The organism is Blautia ammoniilytica, from assembly GCF_025566965.1.
Lineage (GTDB): Bacteria > Bacillota > Clostridia > Lachnospirales > Lachnospiraceae > Blautia_A > Blautia_A ammoniilytica.
The window spans coordinates 120,283-142,440 of record NZ_JAOQJL010000004.1 but is presented as its reverse complement, the minus strand read 5'-3'; the positions used below and the strand labels follow the sequence as shown (position 1 = coordinate 142,440).

The following is a 22,158-nucleotide window of genomic DNA, read 5'->3' as shown; positions in this document are numbered from 1 at the left end:
GCTTTCCCCTATCTTCCCTCAAGTGCTGTACTAATATCCAGGATCATATCCTTCACAGCCTGACGGGAAGCTTGTGCATATCCCTCTTCACCAAAAGATGCATATTTCTCCTGCTTGTAAGCAGCAATGATTCCTCTGGAAGAGTTCACAATAGCGCCAAGTCCGTCTTTGTTAAAGAAGTGAACCAGATCCTTGCCTTTACCGCCTTGTGCACCATATCCAGGTACCAGGATAAAGGTTTTCGGCATCAGCTTCCTAAGAACCTTGCCCATCTCCGGATAGGTTGCTCCTACGACAGCTCCAACATAGCTGTACCCCTCTTTACCAACAGCATCCTTGCCCCACTGATCCACCTTTTCGCCAACCCACTCGTACAAGGGGCGCTTATCAATGAGACGGTCCTGAAATTCTCCGCTGGAAGGATTGGATGTTTTCACAAGAACAAAAATACCTTTTTTCTCTTCCTTGCATACATCCACAAAAGGCTTTACACCATCTGTTCCAAGATATGGATTTACAGTAGCAAAATCTTCATCAAAACCTGCATAGGACTTTCTTCCAACCTGTACTTTGCCCAGATGTCCTACTGCATAGGCAGTAGATGTGGATCCGATATCTCCTCTTTTAATATCGCCAATCACCACAAGCCCTTTAGATTTGCAATAATCAATGGTTCTTTTGTATGCTACAAGTCCTGGAATACCAAACTGCTCATACATAGCGATCTGTGGCTTCACTGCAGGGATCAGATCATAAACCTCATCTACGATTCCTTTATTATACTGCCAGATTGCCTCTGCAGCCCCTTCCAAAGTCTCTCCGAATTCCTGGTAAGCATCTTTTTTGATCTGCTCCGGAATATAATTCAGCATAGGATCCAGTCCTACTACAATTGGTGCTCCTGTTTTCTTGATTTTGGTAATCAGCTTGTCAATCATGATCTTCCTCCTGGTAAATAATCTTTCCATCACACAGGGTGTAAAGAACCCTGCCCTTTACTTCCCATCCATCAAAAGGTGTATTCCTGCCTTTTGAAGCAAATTTATTCTTGTCTATCTTATAAGGATGCTCTATATCCACAAGGATCACATCCGCAGGATGTCCTTTCTGGATCGTGCCACAGTCCAAACCAAGGATTTTTGCCGGATTCAGGCACATCTTTTCCACAAGCTGGCCCAATGTAAGCACTCCTGTTTCCACAAGATGTGTATAAATCAGTGGCAGACTTGTCTCCAAACCTACAATGCCAAATGCCGCACTTCTCATAGATCCATTCTTATCCTCCTGGCTGTGAGGTGCATGATCTGTACTGATGGCCTGGATATATCCTTCCTTCAATCCTTCACGTAAAGCCTCCACATCCTCCTTCTTGCGAAGGGGTGGATTCATCTTATAATTAGAATCATCAGATGGAATATCATCAGATGTCAGGATCAGATGATGAGGGCACACCTCTGCGGTTACATTGGTGATCCCAGCCTCTGACAGTGCCTTCATCATAAAAGCTGTCCCCTTGGTGGAACAGTGGCAGAGATGCAGCCTGGCTCCTGTCTCGCATGCCAAGATAATATCCCTTGCAGCGATCACATCTTCTACTGCATTGCTAATGCCTGGAAGCCGAAGTCTTCTTGCATTCTCGTCATCATTCATACACCCGTTCCCACGCAGGTCAATATCTTCACAGTGATCCAGCACCGGCAGGTCACATCTTGCTGCTATTGTCATGGCTTCTTTGCAAAGCTTTGCATCCATTACAGATTTACCATCTTCGGAAAGAGCCGGTACTCCTGCATCTGCCATTCCTTTAATATCAGAAAGCTCTTTGCCCTGTTCTCCTCTGGTCATGGCTCCAGCCTGCAGCACATGGATCTGTGAAAGCTGTGCAGCTTTATTTTGTACATACCTTACTCGATCCGGCTCATCGATCACCGGTGTGGTATTGGGCATTGTCACCACAGTAGTCACTCCGCCTCTGGCTGCAGCCCTGGATCCTGTCTCAATCGTTTCTTTATACTCCTGGCCTGGATCCCGGAAATGTACATGAAGATCAACTATGCCTGGCATTACTACCAGCCCATCCGCATCAATGACCCGATCCCCTGCATCAGCTTTTTGCAAGTTCTCGCCAATCTCCTGGATCACACCATCGTCCAGGTATAAATCCATCACTTTATCGGTATTTGTCGCTGCGTCGATCACACGACCGCCACGGATCAAAACACCCATTCAGATCTCTCCCTTCTGAGTTGCCTGTTTTCATTCCATTCACAGAGTTATTCCAAAATACTCTAAGTTACATAATACACGAAAAATACCATTTAATAAAGCCCTTTTTCTTATTAATCCTTGACATTTAGAAAAACCGGATATATAATCAAACCATGTCAGGGATTATTAATGTAAAATCATCACTAGTTTTTAGAGATTATATGATTACATGATATAGTCTGTAAAATCTGGTGATTTTTTTCGCCAGAACTGCTTTTAACTTTTTATTTTTATGGAGGTAACAAGATGAACAAGGGAACTGTAAAATGGTTCAACGCTGAAAAAGGTTACGGATTCATCACAGGTGAAGACGGTGCTGATGTATTTGTACATTTTTCCGCAATCAACGGTGAAGGCTTCAAATCTCTTGAAGAGGGTCAGGCTGTAACTTATGATCTTACCGAGGGAGCTCGTGGAATGCAGGCTGCTAACGTTACAAAATTATAATTAATTTTGTACCCTGTATACTATTGAGTACTGACCAACAGCAGAAAGAGAATTTTAATATTTTCTGATAGCAGCAAAAGTCTCCGGATTTCCGGAGACTTTTTGTTGTCCGGGATACAAAAAATATATTGCATAAAAGCCAAAAAGGATAGTGGAATCGGCAGAAATCTCTGTCATATCCACTATCCTTTATAATTTCGTAATTGTTCAGTACTTTCACAATTAAAACTTTATTCGCATTACAGCCTGTATCAAAGCTCTGCTGGTATTGCTGCTATCCGATCAGCAGGCAATTATCATTCTGCATCAGCAGCGTCAGTAGCGATCCCGGAAAGGTAATCATCCAGAGCGGAAGTATCCATCTCAGTATTTACCACTACTTCTTCTTTGCCTTCATTTACCTTGCTGTATACAGAAAATCCGATCCATACAACTGCAACTATACAAAACGCAAGGGCAATCAGCTTCTCAAGGCGAAGAACCCTTTTTTCTTTTTTCATGATTTTTTCACGGTTCGCTTTTTCAGCTTTGTAAGCATCCACTTTTTTCTGGCTCATAATCTATCTCCTTTATATGCTCACTGCAAAATATTATTTCTGCATATTATAGCACATTCTTAAAGAAAAGAAAAGCCTCAAACCTTATACAACAACAATAATCCCGCCATCATTGGCATACATACTGCTGACTCCCGCAGTATCCAGAACCAGGATCTTCTTAAGGTTCATTTTTTCCTCAAGAGCCTCCTTCAGCATCTGGGCACGCTGTGCACAGTTGCAATGAGAAATAGCCAATGTTCGATTTACACTGTCTGTGGTTACTTCCTGAATGTGTTCTACCATCTTCACAAGAGCCTTATTCATACCTCTTGCCTGGTCAAGCTGACATATGGTACCTTCCTGAGTAGCACCCATCACAGGTTTGATCTTCAGTGCTGATGCAACCAATGCCTTCACCCTGCTAAGACGCCCGTTCTTACGAAGAGTTTCAAGATTCTCAAGTACAAAAAAAGTATTCTGCTGTGAAATATAATGTTCTACCGTATCGATCGTTTGCTTATAGTCCATCCCCTTTTCTTCACATTCCTGGATCTTTAATGCGATCAGGGTTTCTCCAACCGATGCAGAACAAGAATTAAATATATGAATCTTCTTGCCTGGATGTTTTTCTTCCACCAGACTTCTTCCCAGCATTGCACTGTTATAGGATCCGCTCAGCTCAGCTGATAAAGTAACGCAATACACATGATCCGCATCACAGTCGAAAGCCTTCCTGTATCGTTCCGGTGATGGGCAGGCTGACTTTGGACATTCCGGACAATCAGCCACCTTTTTCAGAAAATCCGCCTGGTCAAAAGTACTATCATCTATGATATTCTCATTTCCAACAGTCAAAGTAAGAGGGACAGATTCAAATCTGGTATCCTGCTTCCATTCATCTAAAAGTTCTCCGCAACTATCTATCACAATCTTATAGCTCAATTATATCGTCCTCTTTTCCATAATATGTAGTATTGAATACCACATCTATATTAGCATATCATATTGTATTTGAAAAGTCTTTTTAGAAAACTCTATCCTTTTTTTTTATTTTCGTTTATAATGATGTGGGAATAGGTATCTTACATATTATGAAACAGAGGATTTTCAATGATTGCTTTAAAAATAACAGATCTTCGAGATTTTACGAACAAACTATTTATAAGAGAAGTATTTGATTCATTCTGGTTGAACCAGGCTGAGATTACAACTTATAATACATTTTCTATTGATGGGAAACTGCATACAGATTTTCTGGACAGTGACCAGCTTCAGACACTCCAGAAAAGTGGGCGCACCTACTCCCTTTGGAAAGAAACGAGACCTTTCTGCTGGTCCGTGATCCGTGGCAAACGCACGCCTCTTTCTTTCAAGATCGTTCTTCAGCTGTCTAAAACTCAGACACAGGCTCTTGCGGCTCAGGCCAGCCTTTCTGCTGCCCCTTCTGCCATCAGTGGACTTTATCTGAATCTTCAGTTCAAAAACAAAATCCTGCTATGTACAACAGGGACAGCTTTCAACACATTTATTCCAGACAAACGTCTGGAACAGTTATGGGACGGTATGGTACTGGACTTTTTTTCCCAGCATCAAATCATATTTGAAGAGATGTAATCTCCGGAGTCAGTTTCGCCATTCCGACTCCTGTTTCAGCTCTTCTTCATCCTTTGTCATCTTTCACATGTGCTTTGTCAGATCTGCTCTTTCAGATAATATGCCAACATATCGACAAACTCACTGTTTGTAGGTTTATACTCTAAAGTGTAACCTGCAATTTCCTGTATCTTTTCACGGTTGTTCTCCCAACATATATTAATAACGGTACGTATATCATGCTCCACATTTACAGGTGTGGACTTAAATTTCCGTGCCAGACAGGGATATACATCTTTCGTGATCCGTACAGGCTTTTCTGCGAATCCCATTGACAATTTCACTGCTTCTGCAACAAAATAATAACCTTTATACTTTGAAGTAGCTCCAAGTGTTCTAATCAAGCCGTAAACCTTTCTCATAACTCTCCTCCTGTAAAACAATGTTTCCTTTACTTCTTATCTTGGTTCACACAGTGATACAATACGGCTTTTCTTACACTTTTCTGGATTCTATCTGAAAGAATCATCTGAATTACAACAATAACCCATTAATATTATACACAACAACTTCAGAAAAATATATATATTTTTTATGATTTTTTTCAAGTCGAGCTTGCTGTTACTCACCACCTGAAAGAAGCGGGAGTCTTCTCGACTGAGATAAAAAAAAATCGCTGTCTCTGGTACAGATATAATATATCTTGTACCAGACAGCGACCTTCTTCCGGCTTTATTAAGCTTCTGCCAGTTTCAGCAGAATATCATTGCTTCTCTTAACAAATTTTGTCATTTCTTCTGGTGAAAGCTGTTTATGGCTCATCATTGCCAGATCATACAGTTGTTCACAGATCATGGATGTATTCTCCCCATCTGTATGCTCTGCCACATACTGTACCAGCGGATGGTTTGCATTCAGGATTAGGGTTTCCTGACCGCCAAACATGGACGGATCCATGCCATACATATTATACATTTTCATCATATCCTGCATACGGCGGCTTTCCTCAGACAAAGTAACCATTGCTGCAACACCCGCATTTTTCAGCTTTTCAACCTTTACTTCCAATTTATCTTTCTTAAGGCTTGTACGGAAGATATCTGTCAGCTTCTTTACTGTATCTTCGTCAATGGCAGCATCTTCTTTCATTTCTTCAGAAAGGTCTGCATCAATTCTCTTAAACTGTACATGCTCATCTTTCTGCTCCAGATGAGTAATAAACGGAGCATCAATATTATGTTTCATGATCACAGCATCTTTGCCTGCTTCACGGAACATATTGATATACTGGCTCTGCTGGATCTCATCTGTCACATAGAATATGGTTGTCTTTTCCGGCTCTTTCTTATCATCAGAGGATTCTTCTTTCTTCTCTTCTGCTTCTTTTGTGTCTTCAACCTTCTCTTCTACACTCTGATCTTTTTTATTTTCTTCAATGCAGTCCTTCAATGTAAGATATTTTCCGTCAATATTCTTGAACAGAATGTAATCATGCATTTTATCTGCAAATTTATTATCCTTAATGCAGCCAAATTTAATAAATGGACTGATATCATCCCAGTATTTCTCATAGGATTCTCTGTCGGTCTTACACATACCGGTCAATTTGTCTGCAACCTTTTTGGTAATATATTCAGAAATTTTCTGTACAAATCCATCATTCTGAAGTGCTGATCTGGATACATTCAGAGGCAGATCCGGACAATCGATCACACCTTTCAGTAAAAGCAGGAACTCTGGAATCACTTCTTTAATATTATCAGCTATAAATACCTGATTATTATAAAGCTTGATGGTTCCTTCGATAGAATCATACTCTGTATTGATCTTCGGGAAATACAGGATACCTTTTAAGTTAAAGGGATAATCCATATTCAGGTGGATCCAGAACAATGGCTCCTTGTAGTCCATAAATACAGTCCTATAAAACTCTTTGTATTCTTCCTCTGTGCATTCATTTGGATGCTTCATCCACAGTGGATGGGGATTGCTTAAGGATACTGGACGTTTGTTAATCTTTACCTTATTCTTTGCAGGAGAAACTTCGACAACCTCTTTCTCTCCTTTATCATTTTCTTTCTCTTCAGTCTTAGCATCTTCATGAATATGCTCAACAACTACATCATCCTCACGAAGCTCTGACTCATCAATGGTTTCGTACTCCTGCTCCTGATTTTCCTTAGCAAGATAAATATTTACCGGCATGAAGGAACAATATTTCTGAAGTACTTCACGCATACGATATTCATTGGCAAATTCTACGCTCTCTTCATTCAGGAACAGTGTGATCTCTGTACCAACTGTTGTCTTATCCCCATCCTGCATATCATACTCTGTACCGCCATCACATGTCCAATGTACAGCCGTGGCGCCCTCTTTATAAGAAAGAGTATCAATATGAACCTCATCTGCAACCATAAATGCAGAATAAAATCCCAGTCCAAAATGACCGATAATCTGATCATCTGTAGTCTTATCCTTATACTGCTCCAGGAACTGAGTAGCGCCTGAAAAGGCTATCTGTGTAATATACTCTTCTACTTCATCTGCAGTCATACCAAGACCATTATCAATAAACTTCAGGGTCTTCTTTTCCGGATCTACAATAATATGGATCTCCGGCTTGTAATCATCCGGCAATGTATACTCGCCCATTACATCCAGTTTCTTCAGCTTCGTCACTGCATCGCAACCATTGGAAACCAGTTCCCTGACAAAAATATCATGATCAGAATATAACCATTTCTTTATAATTGGAAAAATATTGTCACTGTTAATTGATAAACTACCATGCTTTTCAGCCATGTAGATCACTCTCCTTTGATTTTTACTCTTATGCAATATATACTAATACTCTTCTTTTCAAAAGTCAAGAAAAATTTAGCACTCATGTAAGTTGAGTGCTAACAGTTGGCTTTATTTCATAAAACAGCAGGCTTTTTAGGGAATAATAAGCTTCCCTAAAAAGCCTGCTGACAACATCACTATATTATGAAATCATTTTTTCTTTTTTCTGTAAACAACTACACCAATGATGCAGATCACTGCAACCACCAGAATAATCACAAATGTCATGATCGGTGTGTTATCACCGGTACGTACTGCATTTTTCTGGTTAGCATCTGTACGGTTCGCTACCGGGGTAAGATCCTGGCCATCTGCCTGTGAAACATTGAAGTTGACCTGCTTAGCATCCTGTGCACCTGTATTTACCCAGTTACTTCCATCGTATTTCTGCTGATTGAATACAACTGTCATAGTATAGCTGCCTGCCTTAGCCATTCTGAATGTAGCTGAATAAGGAGCCTGCTCCCACTTTCTTTCTTCAAGAACCTTCCAGCTTGCCGGAATATATCTGGTATCTCCGGTTCCAGGATCGGTATTATTCATACCTGCACCATTTGCTGTGACGGTGATCTTGGTCGCTGTAGTATAAGCTGCGTTAGGATCAATCCCTGCAATAGTATTTCCGGATGGGTCTGCAACCACTGCAGAACGTCCATTCACACTTACTTTTGCAGAAACAATAGTGCTGATCTGATCAGGATTGGTCACACCACTAGGTAATGTCACTGTTCCCTTTACGGTAAATGTCTGTGCATCTGTGCTGTCTGGATCATAAGAGCTGCCATTTACATCCCATTTAACGGATGCTTTCATCTTTCCATTTGTAGTACTGATGACAACAGTCTCAGGAAGCTTCAGAGCCGTTGCGGATTTCTTCGTACCATTGGCAAGCCCTGTAATTTGAGAAGGTTTGGTGATCCCTGTCAATTTAACCTCTGCTTTTGCAACTGTAAGGATTGCCTTTACACTTGTCTGGGAATTATCGCTTGCTACTACAATATCCTGATCAAACAGTCCTTCTGCAAGACCTGTCTTAGGTCTTACAGTAAAGGTTGCACTCTCACCTGGTGCAAGTGTCACTGCAGAAAGAGCGCCCACCTCAAAATCACCGCCGATTGGCTGCTTCAGATTGATGGTTGTATTACCTTCATTCTTTACAGTAACTGTGCCAGCCTGTGGTGCTTCTGTATAACCGGCTTTCACAGTACCAAAATCAACTATGCTGGGATTTACAGATAATCCAAATACATCTGCCGGTGCCACAGTCAAAGAAAATGTATATGTGAATACAATATTTCCATCATTCAATACAGATACCTGTCCTGTATAAGTACCGGCTTTCAGTCCCATCTTCGGCTGAACTGCCAGAATAGCAGACTCCCCACCTGCTATAGAAGCCTGTGAAAGAGCTGCAGTAAATGCATTCTGTCCTGCCTCATCAAGAACAGCTGTCAGATTCGCTGCTGCATTTCCTGAATTGCTTACTGTAACAGACTTTGCATCTGGTGCTGCTGCATATCCTTCTTTTACAGAATCAAATGCAAGAGTACTTCCGCTTGCCGGATCTGCTGCCAGACTCGCTGCTGCCGGTGCATTCACTGTAAGGGATACAGGATAGGTAGCAAAATCCACTCCATTAACCTGTACAGTCACATTACCGGAATAAGTACCTGCTGTAAGACCAGCTACTGGCTGAACCGTCAATACTGAAGATTCCGTTGCGCCTGCTGCTAAGGTATCTGCTGAAAATGCTGCTGTAAAAGCTGCCTGTGCACCTGCGTCAAGCACTGCCTTAAGCTGTGCCTCTGCTGTGCCTGCCTGATTGCTGAAGCTTACAGTCTTCCCTGCTGGAAGTTCTGTATATCCTGCTGTAACAGGATCAAATGTAAGGGCTGTTCCTGCAGCCACGTCTGGTGTCACAGAAGGTGCCGGATCAGTTTTCTGCTGATCCTGCGGTGCATTTGTATCCTCACCATTTCCATCTGTTACCTGAGCTGCTTCATTCACTGTAAAATCTGCTTCAAAGGAAGCCTGTGCCCCTTCCTCGGTAGTATAGGTGATCGTGTCCTTATAAATACCAGCCGGTATACCCTCTCTTGGCTGAACCCATACATTTACAGATTCCCCTGCTTTCAGAGGCTCTGTAATATCCTGTACCATAAAGTGCTCTGGTGAAACACTGGTGAAATTCAAATCGCCTGTGCCTGTGTTAGTAATAGTCACATACTGCTCACCAGGAAGCTGTGTATATCCTGCCTCTGCACTGCCAAAATCAAGTACACCAGTGCTGTTATCCATAGATACTTCTGCACTGTATGTCAGTTCCGGAGCATCTGCATCTGTAGTCTCCGGAATATTAAGAGTCTCTTCATTATTGATCTGGATCGCACTGTTGTCTGTATCTGCCGGAATATCCTGGGCAGCTCCCGTAGTGCCGTCATCAGAAGCCTCTGGAATGTTTGTATCCTGGGTATCTCCTCCAGCCTCCGGGATGTTTGCATCCTGGGTATCATCCCCAGCCTCCGGAATGTTTGTATCCTGGGTATCATCCCCAGCCTCCGGAATGTCTGTATCCTGGGTATCACCCTGAACATCTACGTCTGCGTCTGAAGCACCCTCGCCTGCAGCCTCCGGAATCTGTACATCCTGCTGTGTAAGGTCATCTTCATTATCCTCATCCGGAGCAGGAGTCTCACCCTCTGCCACAACCTCCACACTAAGTGCCTTTAATTCACCTGTAAAACCAAGTTCTTCATTTCCTGTAATCTTAAGCTGGATCCTGTTGCCCATATCTTCCTGTACCAGGGTGTACGTTTTCTCTTTACCCACCTCAGTCAGTTCATCTCCAGTCTTTCTTGACCACTGGAATGTAACATCCTCGTCTGTAATCCCTTCAGGAATTACCTTTTTATACTCTGCTCTGAGCACACTTCCCACAGAAGCTGTTCCTTTGATCTTCAGCTTTCCATCAAGCTTCACAGCCTGTGCTTCCGATGCAAATACAAGTGACGGAAGTAACGAAAGAGCCATAAGCATTGCCATTAGAACAGATAAAATCTTTTTGGGTTTCATATGCCATCCTCCTTTACATTTTATGTCCGGCAAATCATATCACTAATTCTGATCCGGATATATCTGCTGTTTTATTTTCTATATGTATTATAGCAGACTTTTTTTCCTTCATGTAAAATGGATTTACCTGACAGTTTCACCCTTCTACGATCAAATATGTTCCATCAGGAAGAGGAAAAACTTCACTTTCTTCTTCCAGTTCTTCATCTGAAAGTCCATCTACATCTGCGCCCATTCCGGACAGATATACTTTTACATCCTTGATGGAATCTACCACAACCGCCATGCAGTCTTCCAGAAAAGCCTCTGCCTCTTCCGGATTCTCTGCTACTGGTTCATCAAAAAGCTGTCCCTGTTTTTTCAGAAATATGTTAATGCATTCTTCTGTATACATATTATTTTCCTCCTGCTGTTCAGTTTCCTATTTAGTTGTGTTTCCTATTTAGTTGTGTTTTCTATTTAGTGGTGTCTCCTGCTTGCATGGAATTATCTTCTCGCCGGAGTAAGGGGAATTTTCTCTATATTTCCCTCCGACTGAAGAATAGCCTCCAACACCGGCTCTTCTCTTTCTGCCTCAAAATCTGCCGAAGCACGTACCCCCGGCTTGGAATGTGTCATGGCAAAGCTGTATTTTACTGCCTGAAGCATTTCAATATCATTGTATTCATCCCCAAAGGCTATACACTCATCTGCTGCAATACCATACATATCCTGTAAAGTTCGCAGACCAATGGCTTTATTTGTCTGAAAAGGTATAAAATCAATCCATACCGTTCCTGACGTCACAACCTTACAACGATCACTGAACCGGTTCTGCCAGTATTTTATACATTCATCTGTAACTCCTGCCGGCTCATATACTGCCATTTTCAAACAAGGAAGCGTGATCTCCTCCACACCTTTGATCACCTTACAGTCACATTTCACCACATTCTTGAGCAGATTGTAATATTCCTCTGTTTTCGGCTGAATATAGTAAAAATCTTTTGTAGAGCAAGAATATTCTGCACCTTCCTTTTCATTTACTGCCTGGATGATATCTTTCATCAGGTCTGAGTCAAAGATTTCCTGATATAGGATCTTATCGTCTTTTACCACTAATGCACCGTTTTCACATATAAATGCCATGTCTGATACTACCGGGGCAAACAGACGTCTCATATTCGCATACTGTCTTCCGCTGGCAGCAGCAAAAAGAATCCCCGCTTTTTTCAGTCTTGGAATCAGATCAAACATTTCCTCTGGCAGATCCTGCGCTCCGTTTAGCAGCAAAGTTCCGTCCAGATCACTTGCGATCAATTTAATCATCTTTTTTCTCCCTGTAAATTTTCCATATATCTTTCGGTGTTTCAAGCAGAAGATCTGCACCGTTTGCAATCAATTCGTCTTTTGTGCGATATCCCCAAAGCACACCCACAGTCAGCATGCCAGCCGCTTTTCCTGTCTGCATGTCTGTGCCAGTATCTCCAAAATACATACATTCTTCTGGCTTTACATTCATGATCTGTGCTGCCTTTAAAGGTTCATCCGGTGCAGGTTTCCTGCGAATCTGGGAGCTTTGTCCGATCACCACATCAAAAAGATCCCCAAACAGTTCCTCTACCACTTTTACAGAAGCAATATGGGGCTTGTTAGAACAAACAGCAATTTTGACCCCAGTTTCTTTTAACGCATTTAAAGCTTCCATCATATGCGGATATACAGAAACCTTATAAAGTGGATCCTGGTCAAACCTTTCTCTGTACATTTTTCTTGCCTCTTCATAATGGTCCAGCTGGGGATCTCCTGCATCTTCCAGACATCTGCGAACCAGCATATCTGCCCCGTCCCCACAATAATATTTAAATTTTTCAGTAGGAAGTTCTCTAAGTCCCAATTCTGTAAGCACCTGATTAGCCACAGTCGCCATTGAATCCAGTGTAAATGCCAGTGTTCCATCCAGATCGAAAATACACGCTTTTCTCATAATCTCATCCTTTCAGATTTATCCCCATTTTTTTCGTTTCGTATAAAAGCCGTCCAACAGGAAGGCCGATCACATTATTGTAATCTCCCTTAATCTCTTTTACATAAATCCCGAAAGCCCCCTGGATCCCATAGCTTCCAGCCTTATCCATTGGCTCGCCTGTTTTTACATATGCTTGGATTTCTTCCAAAGACACCGGGTAGAACGTAACATCTGTACATTCCCAGAACGTATTGGTAAGCCACTGGCCAGCCTGTTTTTTGAAAACTGTCACACCTGTGTATACCTGATGAGTATTCCCTTGAAGGCAAAGCAGTGTTTGTACTGCGTCTTTTGCATCTTTTGGCTTTCCAAGTATCTTTTCCTGATAAACAACGATGGTATCTGCTCCTATAACCAGAGTTCCCTCTTCCCAAAAATGGCTTTCAGCCACCATCTGTGCTTTCTGGAAGGATAACTGTTCCACCGCTTCCCATGGGATATCTGTACTGATCTGTTCTTCTCCTGTTGCAGGAAGTACTGTAAAACTTACTCCTGCCAGCTGCAGAAGTTCTTTCCTGCGCGGAGATGCAGATGCCAGAATAATATTATCCATAATTCCTCCTGCAAATTCTTTTTCTTCGATTTTTAACATGCTATAGTATACCCTCTCCCTTACTGCCATGCAACTTCTTTTATATTTTTCTTTTCTTTTTCAGGCAAAAGTATTACAATGGACACATTAGAAATGAGTAATCTAATCACTTGGTTTTACTCATAATATGAAAGGAGTATATCACCATGGCAAAAATTAATAAATACTGGGGATTTGTCGCTGTTGGCGCTCTGACAGCCGCTGCTGCTGGTGCTATTGCTGCAGCTTTTTTGAAAAATCGCACGGATCTTGAGGATTTTGATTTTGATGATGAAGACTTTGATCAGGACGAATCTGAAGAAAAGCCTGCAAAGGAATCTAAAGAAGCATTCCAGTCCTGGGAACCATCTCCAAACGATGAAACTGAAAATGACGTTACAGCCGCTTCCCAGGAAGATACAGCTGACGAAACCACAACTGCTGACAACTCCCAACCGGAAGCAAAGAATGAAACTGATAAGACTACTGATGCTCCCCAGGAAGATGCAGCTGATGAAACTACAACCGAAATTCCTGTGGAATAAATAATTCAGGGGATGCAGGCCTTTAATACAGGCTGCATCCCCTTTCTATTTATCTTTATGCTTTTGGAAGTTTAAAGCTGCTCTTCAATGATACGATCCTGTTAAAGACAGGCTGCCCTTCTTTTGAATCATGAATATCCGCACAGAAGAAACCATTCCGCACAAACTGATAGCTGTCATATCCCTTTGCTTCCAACAGTGCAGGTTCCACATAGGCCTCTGCTTTAACCAGAGAATTCGGATTCAGGTTCAGGGAACCATCTTCTTTATTGTATACACCCTTTTCCTCATCTACAATGTTCTCATACAGACGAACCTGGACTTTTCCTGCATGGGTTGCTTCTACCCAATGGATCGTCCCTTTTACTTTACGTCCATCCGGTGCATTACCTCCCTTGGTAGCCGGATCATAGGTACAATGCACTACCCGTACAGTACCATCATCATCCGCTTCAAATCCGGTGCATGTGACAAAGTATGCATTCATCAGGCGTACCTCTGTTCCTAGGAAAAGTCTTTTGTATTTCTTAGGAGGTTCGATCATGAAATCTTCTCTTTCGATATACAATTCTTTTCCAAATGGTATCTTCCGATTGCCCAGAGCTTCATTCTCCATATTGTTAGGAGCATCCAGATATTCAATCTGATCTTCCGGATAATTATCAATCACCAGTTTGATAGGATCCAGAACAGCCATCATACGCGGTCTTTTTAACTTAAGATCTTCTCTGATGCAGTATTCCAGTGCTGCATAATCGACAGAACTGTCTGCCTTGGAAACACCGCAAAGCTCTACAAATTTCTTAATAGATTCAGGTGTATATCCTCTCCTGCGAAGACCTGCAATAGATACAAGATGCGGATCATCCCAACCATCTACAATACCATCTTCTACAAGCTTTTTGATATAACGTTTACCAGTTACCACATTGGTAAGATACAGCTTTGCAAACTCGATCTGTTTTGGCGGATGGGGATACTCTAGTTCCTCTACCACCCAGTTATAAAGCGGTCTGTGATCCTCAAACTCCAAGGTGCAGATAGAATGGGTGATCCCTTCAATAGCATCCTCAATGGGGTGTGCGAAATCATACATTGGATAAATACACCAGGTGTCTCCTGTTCTGTGATGGGTACGATGAGCAACTCTGTAAATAACAGGATCACGCATATTCATGTTTGGAGATGCCATATCAATTTTGGCTCTCAGTACTTTCTCTCCATCACCATATTTGCCTTCCTTCATCTCTTCAAATAAATTCAGGTTTTCTTCTACAGAACGGTTGCGGTAAGGGCTTTCCTTTCCCGGCTCTGTCAGGGTTCCCCTATACTCACGGATCTGTTCAGCAGTCAGATCACAAACATAAGCTTTACCTTTTTTGATCAGCTTTACAGCAGCCTCATACATCTGTGGAAAATAATCAGACGCAAAAAACAGTCTGTCTTCCCAATCTGCTCCCAGCCAATGGATATCTTCTTTAATAGAATCTACAAACTCTGATTTTTCTTTGGTCGGGTTTGTATCATCAAAACGCATATTAAATTTACCATTGTATTCTTTAGCAAGACCATAATTCAAAAGAATAGACTTTGCATGGCCAATATGCAGATAACCATTTGGCTCCGGCGGAAAACGGGTATGAACAGTGTCATAAACTCCCTCTGCCAGATCTTTATCAATAATATTCTCAATAAAATTCTTGGAAATGGTTTCGTTTTCCATCTTTTCCCCTCCTATTGCTAATGGTCTTACTTTTTCCCGCTTGTAAGCATTTTTATTTAGAAAAAAAGTCCTTGAAAATCAAGGACTTTAAAGCTGCTGACGGGAATCGGACCCGTGACCTCCGCCTTACCAAGGCGACGCTCTACCGACTGAGCCACAGCAGCACTGACTGCAAGCTTTTTGCCGCTCACAGTCAATTATATTAGCAGAGAACCGGTTAATTGTCAACACTTATTTTTGCCTGACACACATATTTTTTGTCTGGCACGCATATTTTTACCTGGCACATTAATTTTTGTCTGGCACCACTTATTTTTTCACTTGGCCGGAATGATCACATTTCTTACAAAATCCGTGTGACTTAAGTATTCATCCGTTACTTTTTTATTCACAAATTCCGCTTCTCCGTCCTGATTCCCAGACAGTTGAAAGTCTACACAGCCATCTGCAGTTATACTTCCATTTTTCACATTTCGTATTTCTTCCAGCATATATCTGGCTGTTTTTTCTTCAAAAGCCTGATACTGCCCGGCTGGCACCTGAAAACTTATCATCACAGAATACTCTTTTTTCTCCTGGATCCCAACCTCAGGAAAACGTACTTCTTTGAACAGAGTATATGATTCTCCATCCAGATCCTGGCCTGCGACTCCCAGAAAGAAACATGGCGTTCCATGCGCCTTTACGATTTCCTCACTATGAATGGTCTTTTGCAGTTTTATAGTTACATACTTTACATTCATAATCCTGAAGGACTGAAGCTGATCACTTGCTTCTATCTGACAGGTTACTGGTTTTCCTTTTTTATACCCTGCGGGTGCTTCCAATTCTGTCAATGTGTAAAGGCCTTTCGGTATCCGGTAGATCCTGTATGGTTTTTCACCGGAAACCCATGTTTCAACTACTTTTCCTTTGTCGTCTGTCAGTTGAAGTTTTGCACCTGAAATCGGCTGTCCGGTACTTTTATCAACTTTTAAGAATTCCGCTTTAATACAGGAATTTTCTACCAGGATCACATGCTCCTTCTCCCCCTGGCACAGCCCTTTTTCATCAATCACAAATTCTCCGGATATCAGGTCTCCGGCATAGCCTTCCGGTATGTTGGTTTCCTGATAACAATAGGTGCCAGGAATATATCCACTTAAAAGTATAAGCCCCTGTGAATCTGTAAAAAGTTTCTGTCCTGTTTCCTTTCCACTATCTTTATTCCAGACCATAAAACCTACGCCCTGTAATGGTGTATACTCATTTTCCCCATCCAGACGCTCAGATATTTTTTTCAGATATACTGTGGTCGGACTATTAATAAATACAGCTTCTGACGGCTGATTTTCATATCCGGTGCTTTTCACTTCTACAGTCTGGGGAATCGGATCTGCACAGTAACCTGCTGGTGGGTTTATCTCAGACACCGTATATTTTCCGGCATATAATGGGTCTGAAATCCCTTTCCCGGATGTCAGAGTAAGCTGCTGCACTATCGTCCCTTCCTCCAGAAGTAAAGCTCCTGCCGGAGAATAAATATTTTCAGCAGACCGGATCTCAAACAGGGCTCCAGGAAGTTCTTTCCCGGCGGCATCCGTTTTACGGATACAGATTTTTCCTTTTCCCAGTTCTTTTAATATAGTGTACACCGGCTGCGAAACAGCTGTCTTCGCCTGTGTATCTGTTTTATGACAACTTGTGACTGATGCACTATTGGAAATCCGGTAAACCAGATAATTACCTTCTGCTGTAGGTTGAAGCTGACTTGTATCCATCCTGACCCGTATTTTAAAAATATATGTGGAACCATAAAAGTCGCTATTGGATAAGTGTACCGACTGAAAGGTGATGCCCTGACCTTCTGTAGAAATCTGGAACCATCCGGTAACATCTTCCCCGGTCTCTCCTTTGATTACCTGTACTGATCCATCATAAGCAGCTCCCACCGGAAGCATATCCGCAATAGTATATTGGTTATAATAGTATGCAGGCGCCTCTACGGGAACATGGTTTGTCAAATAGTAATAAAATGAATCGCCTGCTGCTCCAACCAGATTTTCCGTTTTTCCAGCCAGTTCTGCCAGGCTTACCTCCGTATTGCTTACATATTTGTAAATCTTCTGAGGATTCTCTCTTGCGCCATAAGATTCCCCATCCCAGGCAAGCAGCCCCATATCTACTCCTGTATCCTCAGGAAATTTTCCGGTGCTGTATTGTGCATATTTCTCCCTACTGGATTCTGCCGGTCTGCGTCCCTGTTTAGAGTTACCAGCTGTTGCGATCAACAGATTCAATTTTGAGCAATCCTTCAATTCCCAATATACAGTACCATCCATCCATTTTCCTGTTTTTCCGTGATAATCTGTATTCTGAGCAGCATTCACCATCTGGTAGGTCTGATTAAACCGGGGAAAATCATTCTGATAGTAAGCAGAACAGCTTTTCATTGCATATCGTCCTGCCAAGGTACCATCCAGGAGACGGATCCCGAATCTCTGGCCTGCATCAATATCCAGCCAGCGAAAACTATAATCCCCCTTTACCGGTATGCTTGTTCCATGTTTCAGAATCTCTATCCGGATATTCTGATCAGCTCCGCCAAATGCAAAACATAAACCATATTTTTTCCAGAATCCAAAAGCAGGATATATTCCCGATACTCCATTTCCATTATCATCCAGCACATAATCCTTATATCCTGTAACTGTAAAACGCATATCCAATCCGCAGTTCATTTCACTGTTAAACCCTACATTCTGCACAAGAAATCCATACTTTCCCGCCGCATTCATGTTCCTGGGGACAAAATAGATCACACCTCCCACTTCCAGATATGCAACATCATTTCCTGCATTGTTAAAAGGAACAAATACGAATTTCTTTCTGTTATTAGAGTCTCCCAGAAGATTATAGTTTCCCTTATAAACTTCACTGCCGGCAGTTACAAGCCTGTATTCAGATCCGGATGAAATGATGGCTTTACCTTCTGTTACTGCAGTTATTTCATTTTTCAAATCCGGATCAGCAAGTTCATCCTCTATATGCTCATGGATTTCTCCATTCTCATCAGAAAACTCTTCATCTGCTTCCTGTTGGTTGAGTAAATCCGTTTCTTCCATAACCTCTTCCACGTCTTCAATTTCTTCAGGTATTTCAGATATTTCAGCAGCAGCTTCAAGATCAGATGCTAAATCATCCCCACTATTCTCGGACAGACTTTCATCAACATCCTTGATTTCCCAATTCTGATAAGTTTCTTCCAGTTCCTGGCTGCTTTGCCCATTCCGGCTTTCGGTATTTTCCGCCTGTACATATCCAAGACCACTTCCTGCCAAAAGCAAGACAGCCACCATACCTGCAAGCAGGCGTATCCTGCCTTTCTTTTTCTTATTATACATACGATTCCCCTTTCTGGTCTGTCTGCTCCTGTTTCAAAAATTCCTGATAAATCAACGACAGGCTTTTTCCCTCCACATTTGTCTGGATCACCTGCGCTTTTACCTGAACCTTTAGCAGCTCATCTCCTTTCAGATCTCCTTCCAGATAATTCACCGCACGAATATTTCTAAATAAAGGCTCCGTCTTTTCTCCTGGTTTTAAGATTTCCGGATATCCATAAACATAGACCTGCTGATCTTCCTGTTCTTCCTGCCTCACCAGTTCCCAGCCTTTTTCTGCTTCAAAGGTAAATACCGCTCTTGATTCCTTGTTCATTTTCATCTTTGTATCGTCATTAACAACAGCTATCTCTCTTTTCGGTATACGGACTTCCAAAAACGCATATTCCTCATTTAACCCTGTATTTTTCACAACCGGATCCTTTTGGGTACTCTCACCAGGATGTAAATACATTTTCTTTTCCGGATTCCAGTGGGGTTCCTCTAATACAGCTTTTATGTTTCCTACAGTGATCACATTTTGCACCTCTCCAACCGCATCTTTTAAATAAGCTGCTGATGTGCCTCCTGCGATAAGACAGGTTCCCATCCCCACTGCTGCCAAAATCTTATATTTTTTTCTGTTCACCTTCAGCATTTATGTTTCTGCTTCTCCTTTCTTTTCATAAACAGACAGATCCCTTCTGCCAATACCAGAAGAATTATCAGTGTCACCATCCCGCATTTTGTCTTAAAAAACAAAATTCCATATCCCACTACAGGTATACACCCTTTGACGATTCCCTGGATCTGCTCTTCTTTCACCGGGCATGCATCCTGAATTTCATTTCTGTCCCCTTTTGTAAACAGCACCTTCCTTTTTTCGTCAATCCTTACCACCCGGTGGGTGACCGTACCTTCCTTCTGCCCTATCCGGTATGTGATCACATCCTTTGGTCTGATCCTGGAAAAGGATATTTTTCTCACATAAATCACAGCGCCTTTTGGAATTTCAGGTTCCATACTTTCGGAAATCACCGTATAACATTGCATTCCTAAAACCACAGGAACAGCCATCATAAACATGCCTAGACAGAACACCCCTTCCGTCATTCTCACCAACCAGGATCGAATGTCTTTCATTTTTCCGAATTTCCTTTCTTAAATTCAGCTGCTTTCTTTTTGTATATTGCTATCATACTGATTCCAATTACCAGAAGACATAAATTGGCTGATATTTTTGAACTATCATCTGTTTTAGGGCTGATCCTGGCTGACATACCCATTTTGGTGCCAGCATTGCCATATGATGAAGGATTCGCTGCCTGATCATTCTTTCCTGCATCGTCTGCTGTTTTATTGTTCGGATCAGTTTCTTCACCATAAAAAACCCAGTCTACTTTTCCGGTAAGATTCTGGTATTCATTTCCCATTTCCGCATTCACCCAAAGCTTCACAACCAGTTCCTTTTTTGTTTTTCCCAAAAACCTCCCAAGCAAAATCCCTTTTGTCAAAGGTTGTCCTGATCCTTTTGTTTTTCCATTCACAGCACCCTGGTAAAGCACTTTATTTCCTTCCTTTACCTGTATAAATGCATATTTTCCAAGAAAGGTCTCTATCTTTTTCTTCATCACGCCTGTCTGCGATTTCCCGGAATTATCCTCTGCTTTCAGATACAGATCCATACTGTTTCCACTTTGATTATTTATTTTTATGCTCTGTGTCCTTGCGCATCCTGGAAGAAGGTTTTTAAAATTTGCAAACAGATCTGCATCTCCTTCATTGATCACAATCTTAGAATCTTTCTTCACAGTAACCTTTGTTACCGTATCGCAGGCTCTGCATTTGCTTTCTGATACCCCCAGAACTTCTTTCTTTACCTTCCACAGATCTTCCAGTGCTGTGCTTGAAGCCTGTATGCTTTCTAATTCAACAAGGATTTCCCCATCCTTCCCCTTATACTGGTTGTCTGCTTCCTTACGAAGCCAAAAGCCTTTTAAAAGCGGCTCCTTTGTCGTCTTTCCCGGTTCCAGAATATCTGTATAATACCAGTAACCATCCCCCAGATTCTTCCATTTTTCCGTATTAAACTCCATTTGTATCATAGCCGGATCTAAGGATGGATCCGGTACCAGCTGATCTTCTGTATTCCTTTTCCCCAGAACTCCGGTAATGCGAAGTCTTATAAAGCTATCCCGTGTTCCGGTATTTTTCACATTCACGATTTTAGAAATCTTCTGGCCTGGATTCACATGATCCGGTATCTGATATTCCTCAATAATCCGATTGGAAAAAGAAGCTGTGATAAGAACATTTCTGGATCTTCCGGAGATTTTCCACGCTCCTGCTGCCGTACAGGTAAGCAAAAGAACTCCAGACGCTGTAATCATTATTTTTTTAAATATCTTTTTCATCTGCACCTCCTGTTAACTGATCCATAACAGCCCAGGCCTCCTTTGGTGCAGTGATTCCCTGTGCCTGAACTGCCTGTACAGAAATATCCAGCCTGTAGCCATCCACCAATTGAATCTGACGGTTATCCCAATCAGTTGGTATCACAATCGTGGTAAAAAGCATAGACTCTTCTCCATTATTCAAAATTCCGGTTCCGTCTTTTCCCTTATAATTAAAAACAAGACTTGCTTTCCCGGATCTGTATGTATCCTTTTCCCACAATGGGTTTATCATAGAATAAGAAGTCATCTCCTTCAGGGAATATCCTGGTTTCCGGTTCTGTACAAGCTTAATTGATTCTCCTGTATTGGTATAGCTTCCTTTAAATTCCGGATCATAATATATTGTTTTATAAATCAGATTTAGTTTTTCCATGTCAGAAATCGGTTCTCCCTGTTTGTCCAGGATTTCCACCTTCATCCGTACATAACAGGGTTCTTCCCCATGACTGCTATCTGTAATATTCTTAACTGTAGGATTTTTATATAAGGTACACCCCGGATATAGATTTTTACCATCATTATCCTTTTTGGGGTCCCACTCCGGTTCTTTCAATCCTACCGTCAGGTTGCCTGTGGTAAAACAGTTGATCTTTTCATCTTTATCTGTAAAAAAAGACATTGTGTCACCTTTCCATAACGCAGCTGTACACAGGCATATACAAATCACTATTTTCCCTGCCCTCAGTAAAAAATTATTTTTCTTCATCCTGCAACAATCCTTCCACAT

Annotated in this window: 20 protein-coding genes and 1 tRNA gene; 3 read left to right on the top strand and 18 right to left on the bottom strand. The window is 41.8% G+C overall.

Features of this window, described 5'->3' with window-relative positions; genetic code table 11:
- Positions 1 to 8: 8 nt before the first annotated feature.
- Positions 9 to 938, bottom strand: a complete 930-nt coding sequence (gene pyrF / locus OCV61_RS03335; RefSeq protein ID WP_158420667.1) for an orotidine-5'-phosphate decarboxylase — start codon at positions 936 to 938, stop codon at positions 9 to 11.
- On the bottom strand, positions 931 to 2,226 hold the full coding sequence (locus tag OCV61_RS03330) for a dihydroorotase (RefSeq protein ID WP_158420666.1): 1,296 nt from the start codon (positions 2,224 to 2,226) through the stop codon (positions 931 to 933). Before OCV61_RS03330 ends, pyrF begins: the two co-directional genes overlap by 8 nt.
- Positions 2,227 to 2,514: 288 nt before the next feature.
- Between OCV61_RS03330 and OCV61_RS03325 the strand changes: the two genes are divergently transcribed.
- On the top strand, positions 2,515 to 2,715 hold the full coding sequence (locus tag OCV61_RS03325; protein ID WP_008705499.1) for a cold-shock protein: 201 nt from the start codon (positions 2,515 to 2,517) through the stop codon (positions 2,713 to 2,715).
- Positions 2,716 to 3,011: 296 nt separating this feature from the next.
- On the opposite strand, the gene OCV61_RS03320 is transcribed toward OCV61_RS03325, so the two are convergent.
- Positions 3,012 to 3,272 (bottom strand): hypothetical protein, encoded by a 261-nt coding sequence (locus OCV61_RS03320; protein WP_158420665.1) that lies wholly within the window; start codon positions 3,270 to 3,272, stop codon positions 3,012 to 3,014.
- A gap of 84 nt (positions 3,273 to 3,356) precedes the next feature.
- A complete protein-coding gene (locus tag OCV61_RS03315; protein WP_158420664.1) occupies positions 3,357 to 4,196 on the bottom strand; it encodes a DegV family protein in 840 nt (279 codons plus the stop codon).
- A 168-nt stretch (positions 4,197 to 4,364) separates the two neighbouring features.
- Here OCV61_RS03315 and OCV61_RS03310 point away from each other — a divergent pair, with 168 nt between their 5' ends.
- Entirely contained in the window at positions 4,365 to 4,868 is a 504-nt protein-coding gene (locus tag OCV61_RS03310) for a DUF5721 family protein (protein WP_158420663.1), read from the top strand.
- A gap of 77 nt (positions 4,869 to 4,945) precedes the next feature.
- On the opposite strand, the gene OCV61_RS03305 is transcribed toward OCV61_RS03310, so the two are convergent.
- From OCV61_RS03305 to OCV61_RS03275, 7 genes are all read right to left on the bottom strand, one after another.
- Positions 4,946 to 5,269, bottom strand: a complete 324-nt coding sequence (locus tag OCV61_RS03305; RefSeq protein WP_158420662.1) for a sporulation initiation factor Spo0A C-terminal domain-containing protein — start codon at positions 5,267 to 5,269, stop codon at positions 4,946 to 4,948.
- Between the two features lie 313 nt (positions 5,270 to 5,582).
- Positions 5,583 to 7,652 (bottom strand): molecular chaperone HtpG, encoded by a 2,070-nt coding sequence (gene htpG, locus OCV61_RS03300; protein ID WP_158420661.1) that lies wholly within the window; start codon positions 7,650 to 7,652, stop codon positions 5,583 to 5,585.
- A gap of 192 nt (positions 7,653 to 7,844) precedes the next feature.
- Positions 7,845 to 10,766: a COG1470 family protein gene (locus OCV61_RS03295; protein WP_158420660.1), complete on the bottom strand. Its 2,922-nt coding sequence runs from the start codon at positions 10,764 to 10,766 to the stop codon at positions 7,845 to 7,847.
- A gap of 136 nt (positions 10,767 to 10,902) precedes the next feature.
- Complete coding sequence (locus tag OCV61_RS03290) at positions 10,903 to 11,160, bottom strand: glyoxalase (RefSeq protein WP_158420659.1); 258 nt, start codon at positions 11,158 to 11,160, stop codon at positions 10,903 to 10,905.
- 92 nt (positions 11,161 to 11,252) lie between these two features.
- Positions 11,253 to 12,074, bottom strand: coding sequence for an HAD family hydrolase (locus OCV61_RS03285; protein WP_158420658.1), 822 nt, complete (start codon positions 12,072 to 12,074; stop codon positions 11,253 to 11,255).
- Positions 12,067 to 12,732, bottom strand: a complete 666-nt coding sequence (locus OCV61_RS03280; protein ID WP_158420657.1) for an HAD family hydrolase — start codon at positions 12,730 to 12,732, stop codon at positions 12,067 to 12,069. Before OCV61_RS03280 ends, OCV61_RS03285 begins: the two co-directional genes overlap by 8 nt.
- 4 nt (positions 12,733 to 12,736) lie before the next feature.
- Positions 12,737 to 13,327: a Maf family protein gene (locus OCV61_RS03275; RefSeq protein ID WP_158420695.1), complete on the bottom strand. Its 591-nt coding sequence runs from the start codon at positions 13,325 to 13,327 to the stop codon at positions 12,737 to 12,739.
- A 185-nt stretch (positions 13,328 to 13,512) separates the two neighbouring features.
- Here OCV61_RS03275 and OCV61_RS03270 point away from each other — a divergent pair, with 185 nt between their 5' ends.
- Positions 13,513 to 13,890 (top strand): hypothetical protein, encoded by a 378-nt coding sequence (locus tag OCV61_RS03270; protein ID WP_262582647.1) that lies wholly within the window; start codon positions 13,513 to 13,515, stop codon positions 13,888 to 13,890.
- A 55-nt stretch (positions 13,891 to 13,945) separates the two neighbouring features.
- Here OCV61_RS03270 and OCV61_RS03265 read toward each other — a convergent pair whose 3' ends face one another.
- The 7 genes from OCV61_RS03265 to OCV61_RS03235 form a co-directional block, all read right to left on the bottom strand.
- Entirely contained in the window at positions 13,946 to 15,613 is a 1,668-nt protein-coding gene (locus OCV61_RS03265; protein WP_158420656.1) for a glutamine--tRNA ligase/YqeY domain fusion protein, read from the bottom strand.
- A 91-nt stretch (positions 15,614 to 15,704) separates the two neighbouring features.
- Positions 15,705 to 15,777, bottom strand: a tRNA-Thr gene (locus OCV61_RS03260).
- 153 nt (positions 15,778 to 15,930) lie between these two features.
- Positions 15,931 to 18,996, bottom strand: a complete 3,066-nt coding sequence (locus OCV61_RS03255; RefSeq protein ID WP_158420655.1) for an MSCRAMM family protein — start codon at positions 18,994 to 18,996, stop codon at positions 15,931 to 15,933.
- A complete protein-coding gene (locus OCV61_RS03250; protein ID WP_262582645.1) occupies positions 18,989 to 19,633 on the bottom strand; it encodes a hypothetical protein in 645 nt (214 codons plus the stop codon). The genes OCV61_RS03255 and OCV61_RS03250 overlap by 8 nt, the downstream gene beginning before the upstream one ends.
- A complete protein-coding gene (locus tag OCV61_RS03245; RefSeq protein ID WP_158420653.1) occupies positions 19,627 to 20,118 on the bottom strand; it encodes a signal peptidase I in 492 nt (163 codons plus the stop codon). Before OCV61_RS03245 ends, OCV61_RS03250 begins: the two co-directional genes overlap by 7 nt.
- Positions 20,115 to 21,389, bottom strand: a complete 1,275-nt coding sequence (locus OCV61_RS03240; protein ID WP_158420652.1) for a hypothetical protein — start codon at positions 21,387 to 21,389, stop codon at positions 20,115 to 20,117. The genes OCV61_RS03245 and OCV61_RS03240 overlap by 4 nt, the downstream gene beginning before the upstream one ends.
- Positions 21,373 to 22,050, bottom strand: a complete 678-nt coding sequence (locus OCV61_RS03235; RefSeq protein ID WP_158420651.1) for a hypothetical protein — start codon at positions 22,048 to 22,050, stop codon at positions 21,373 to 21,375. The genes OCV61_RS03240 and OCV61_RS03235 overlap by 17 nt, the downstream gene beginning before the upstream one ends.
- Between the last annotated feature and the right edge of the window lie 108 nt (positions 22,051 to 22,158).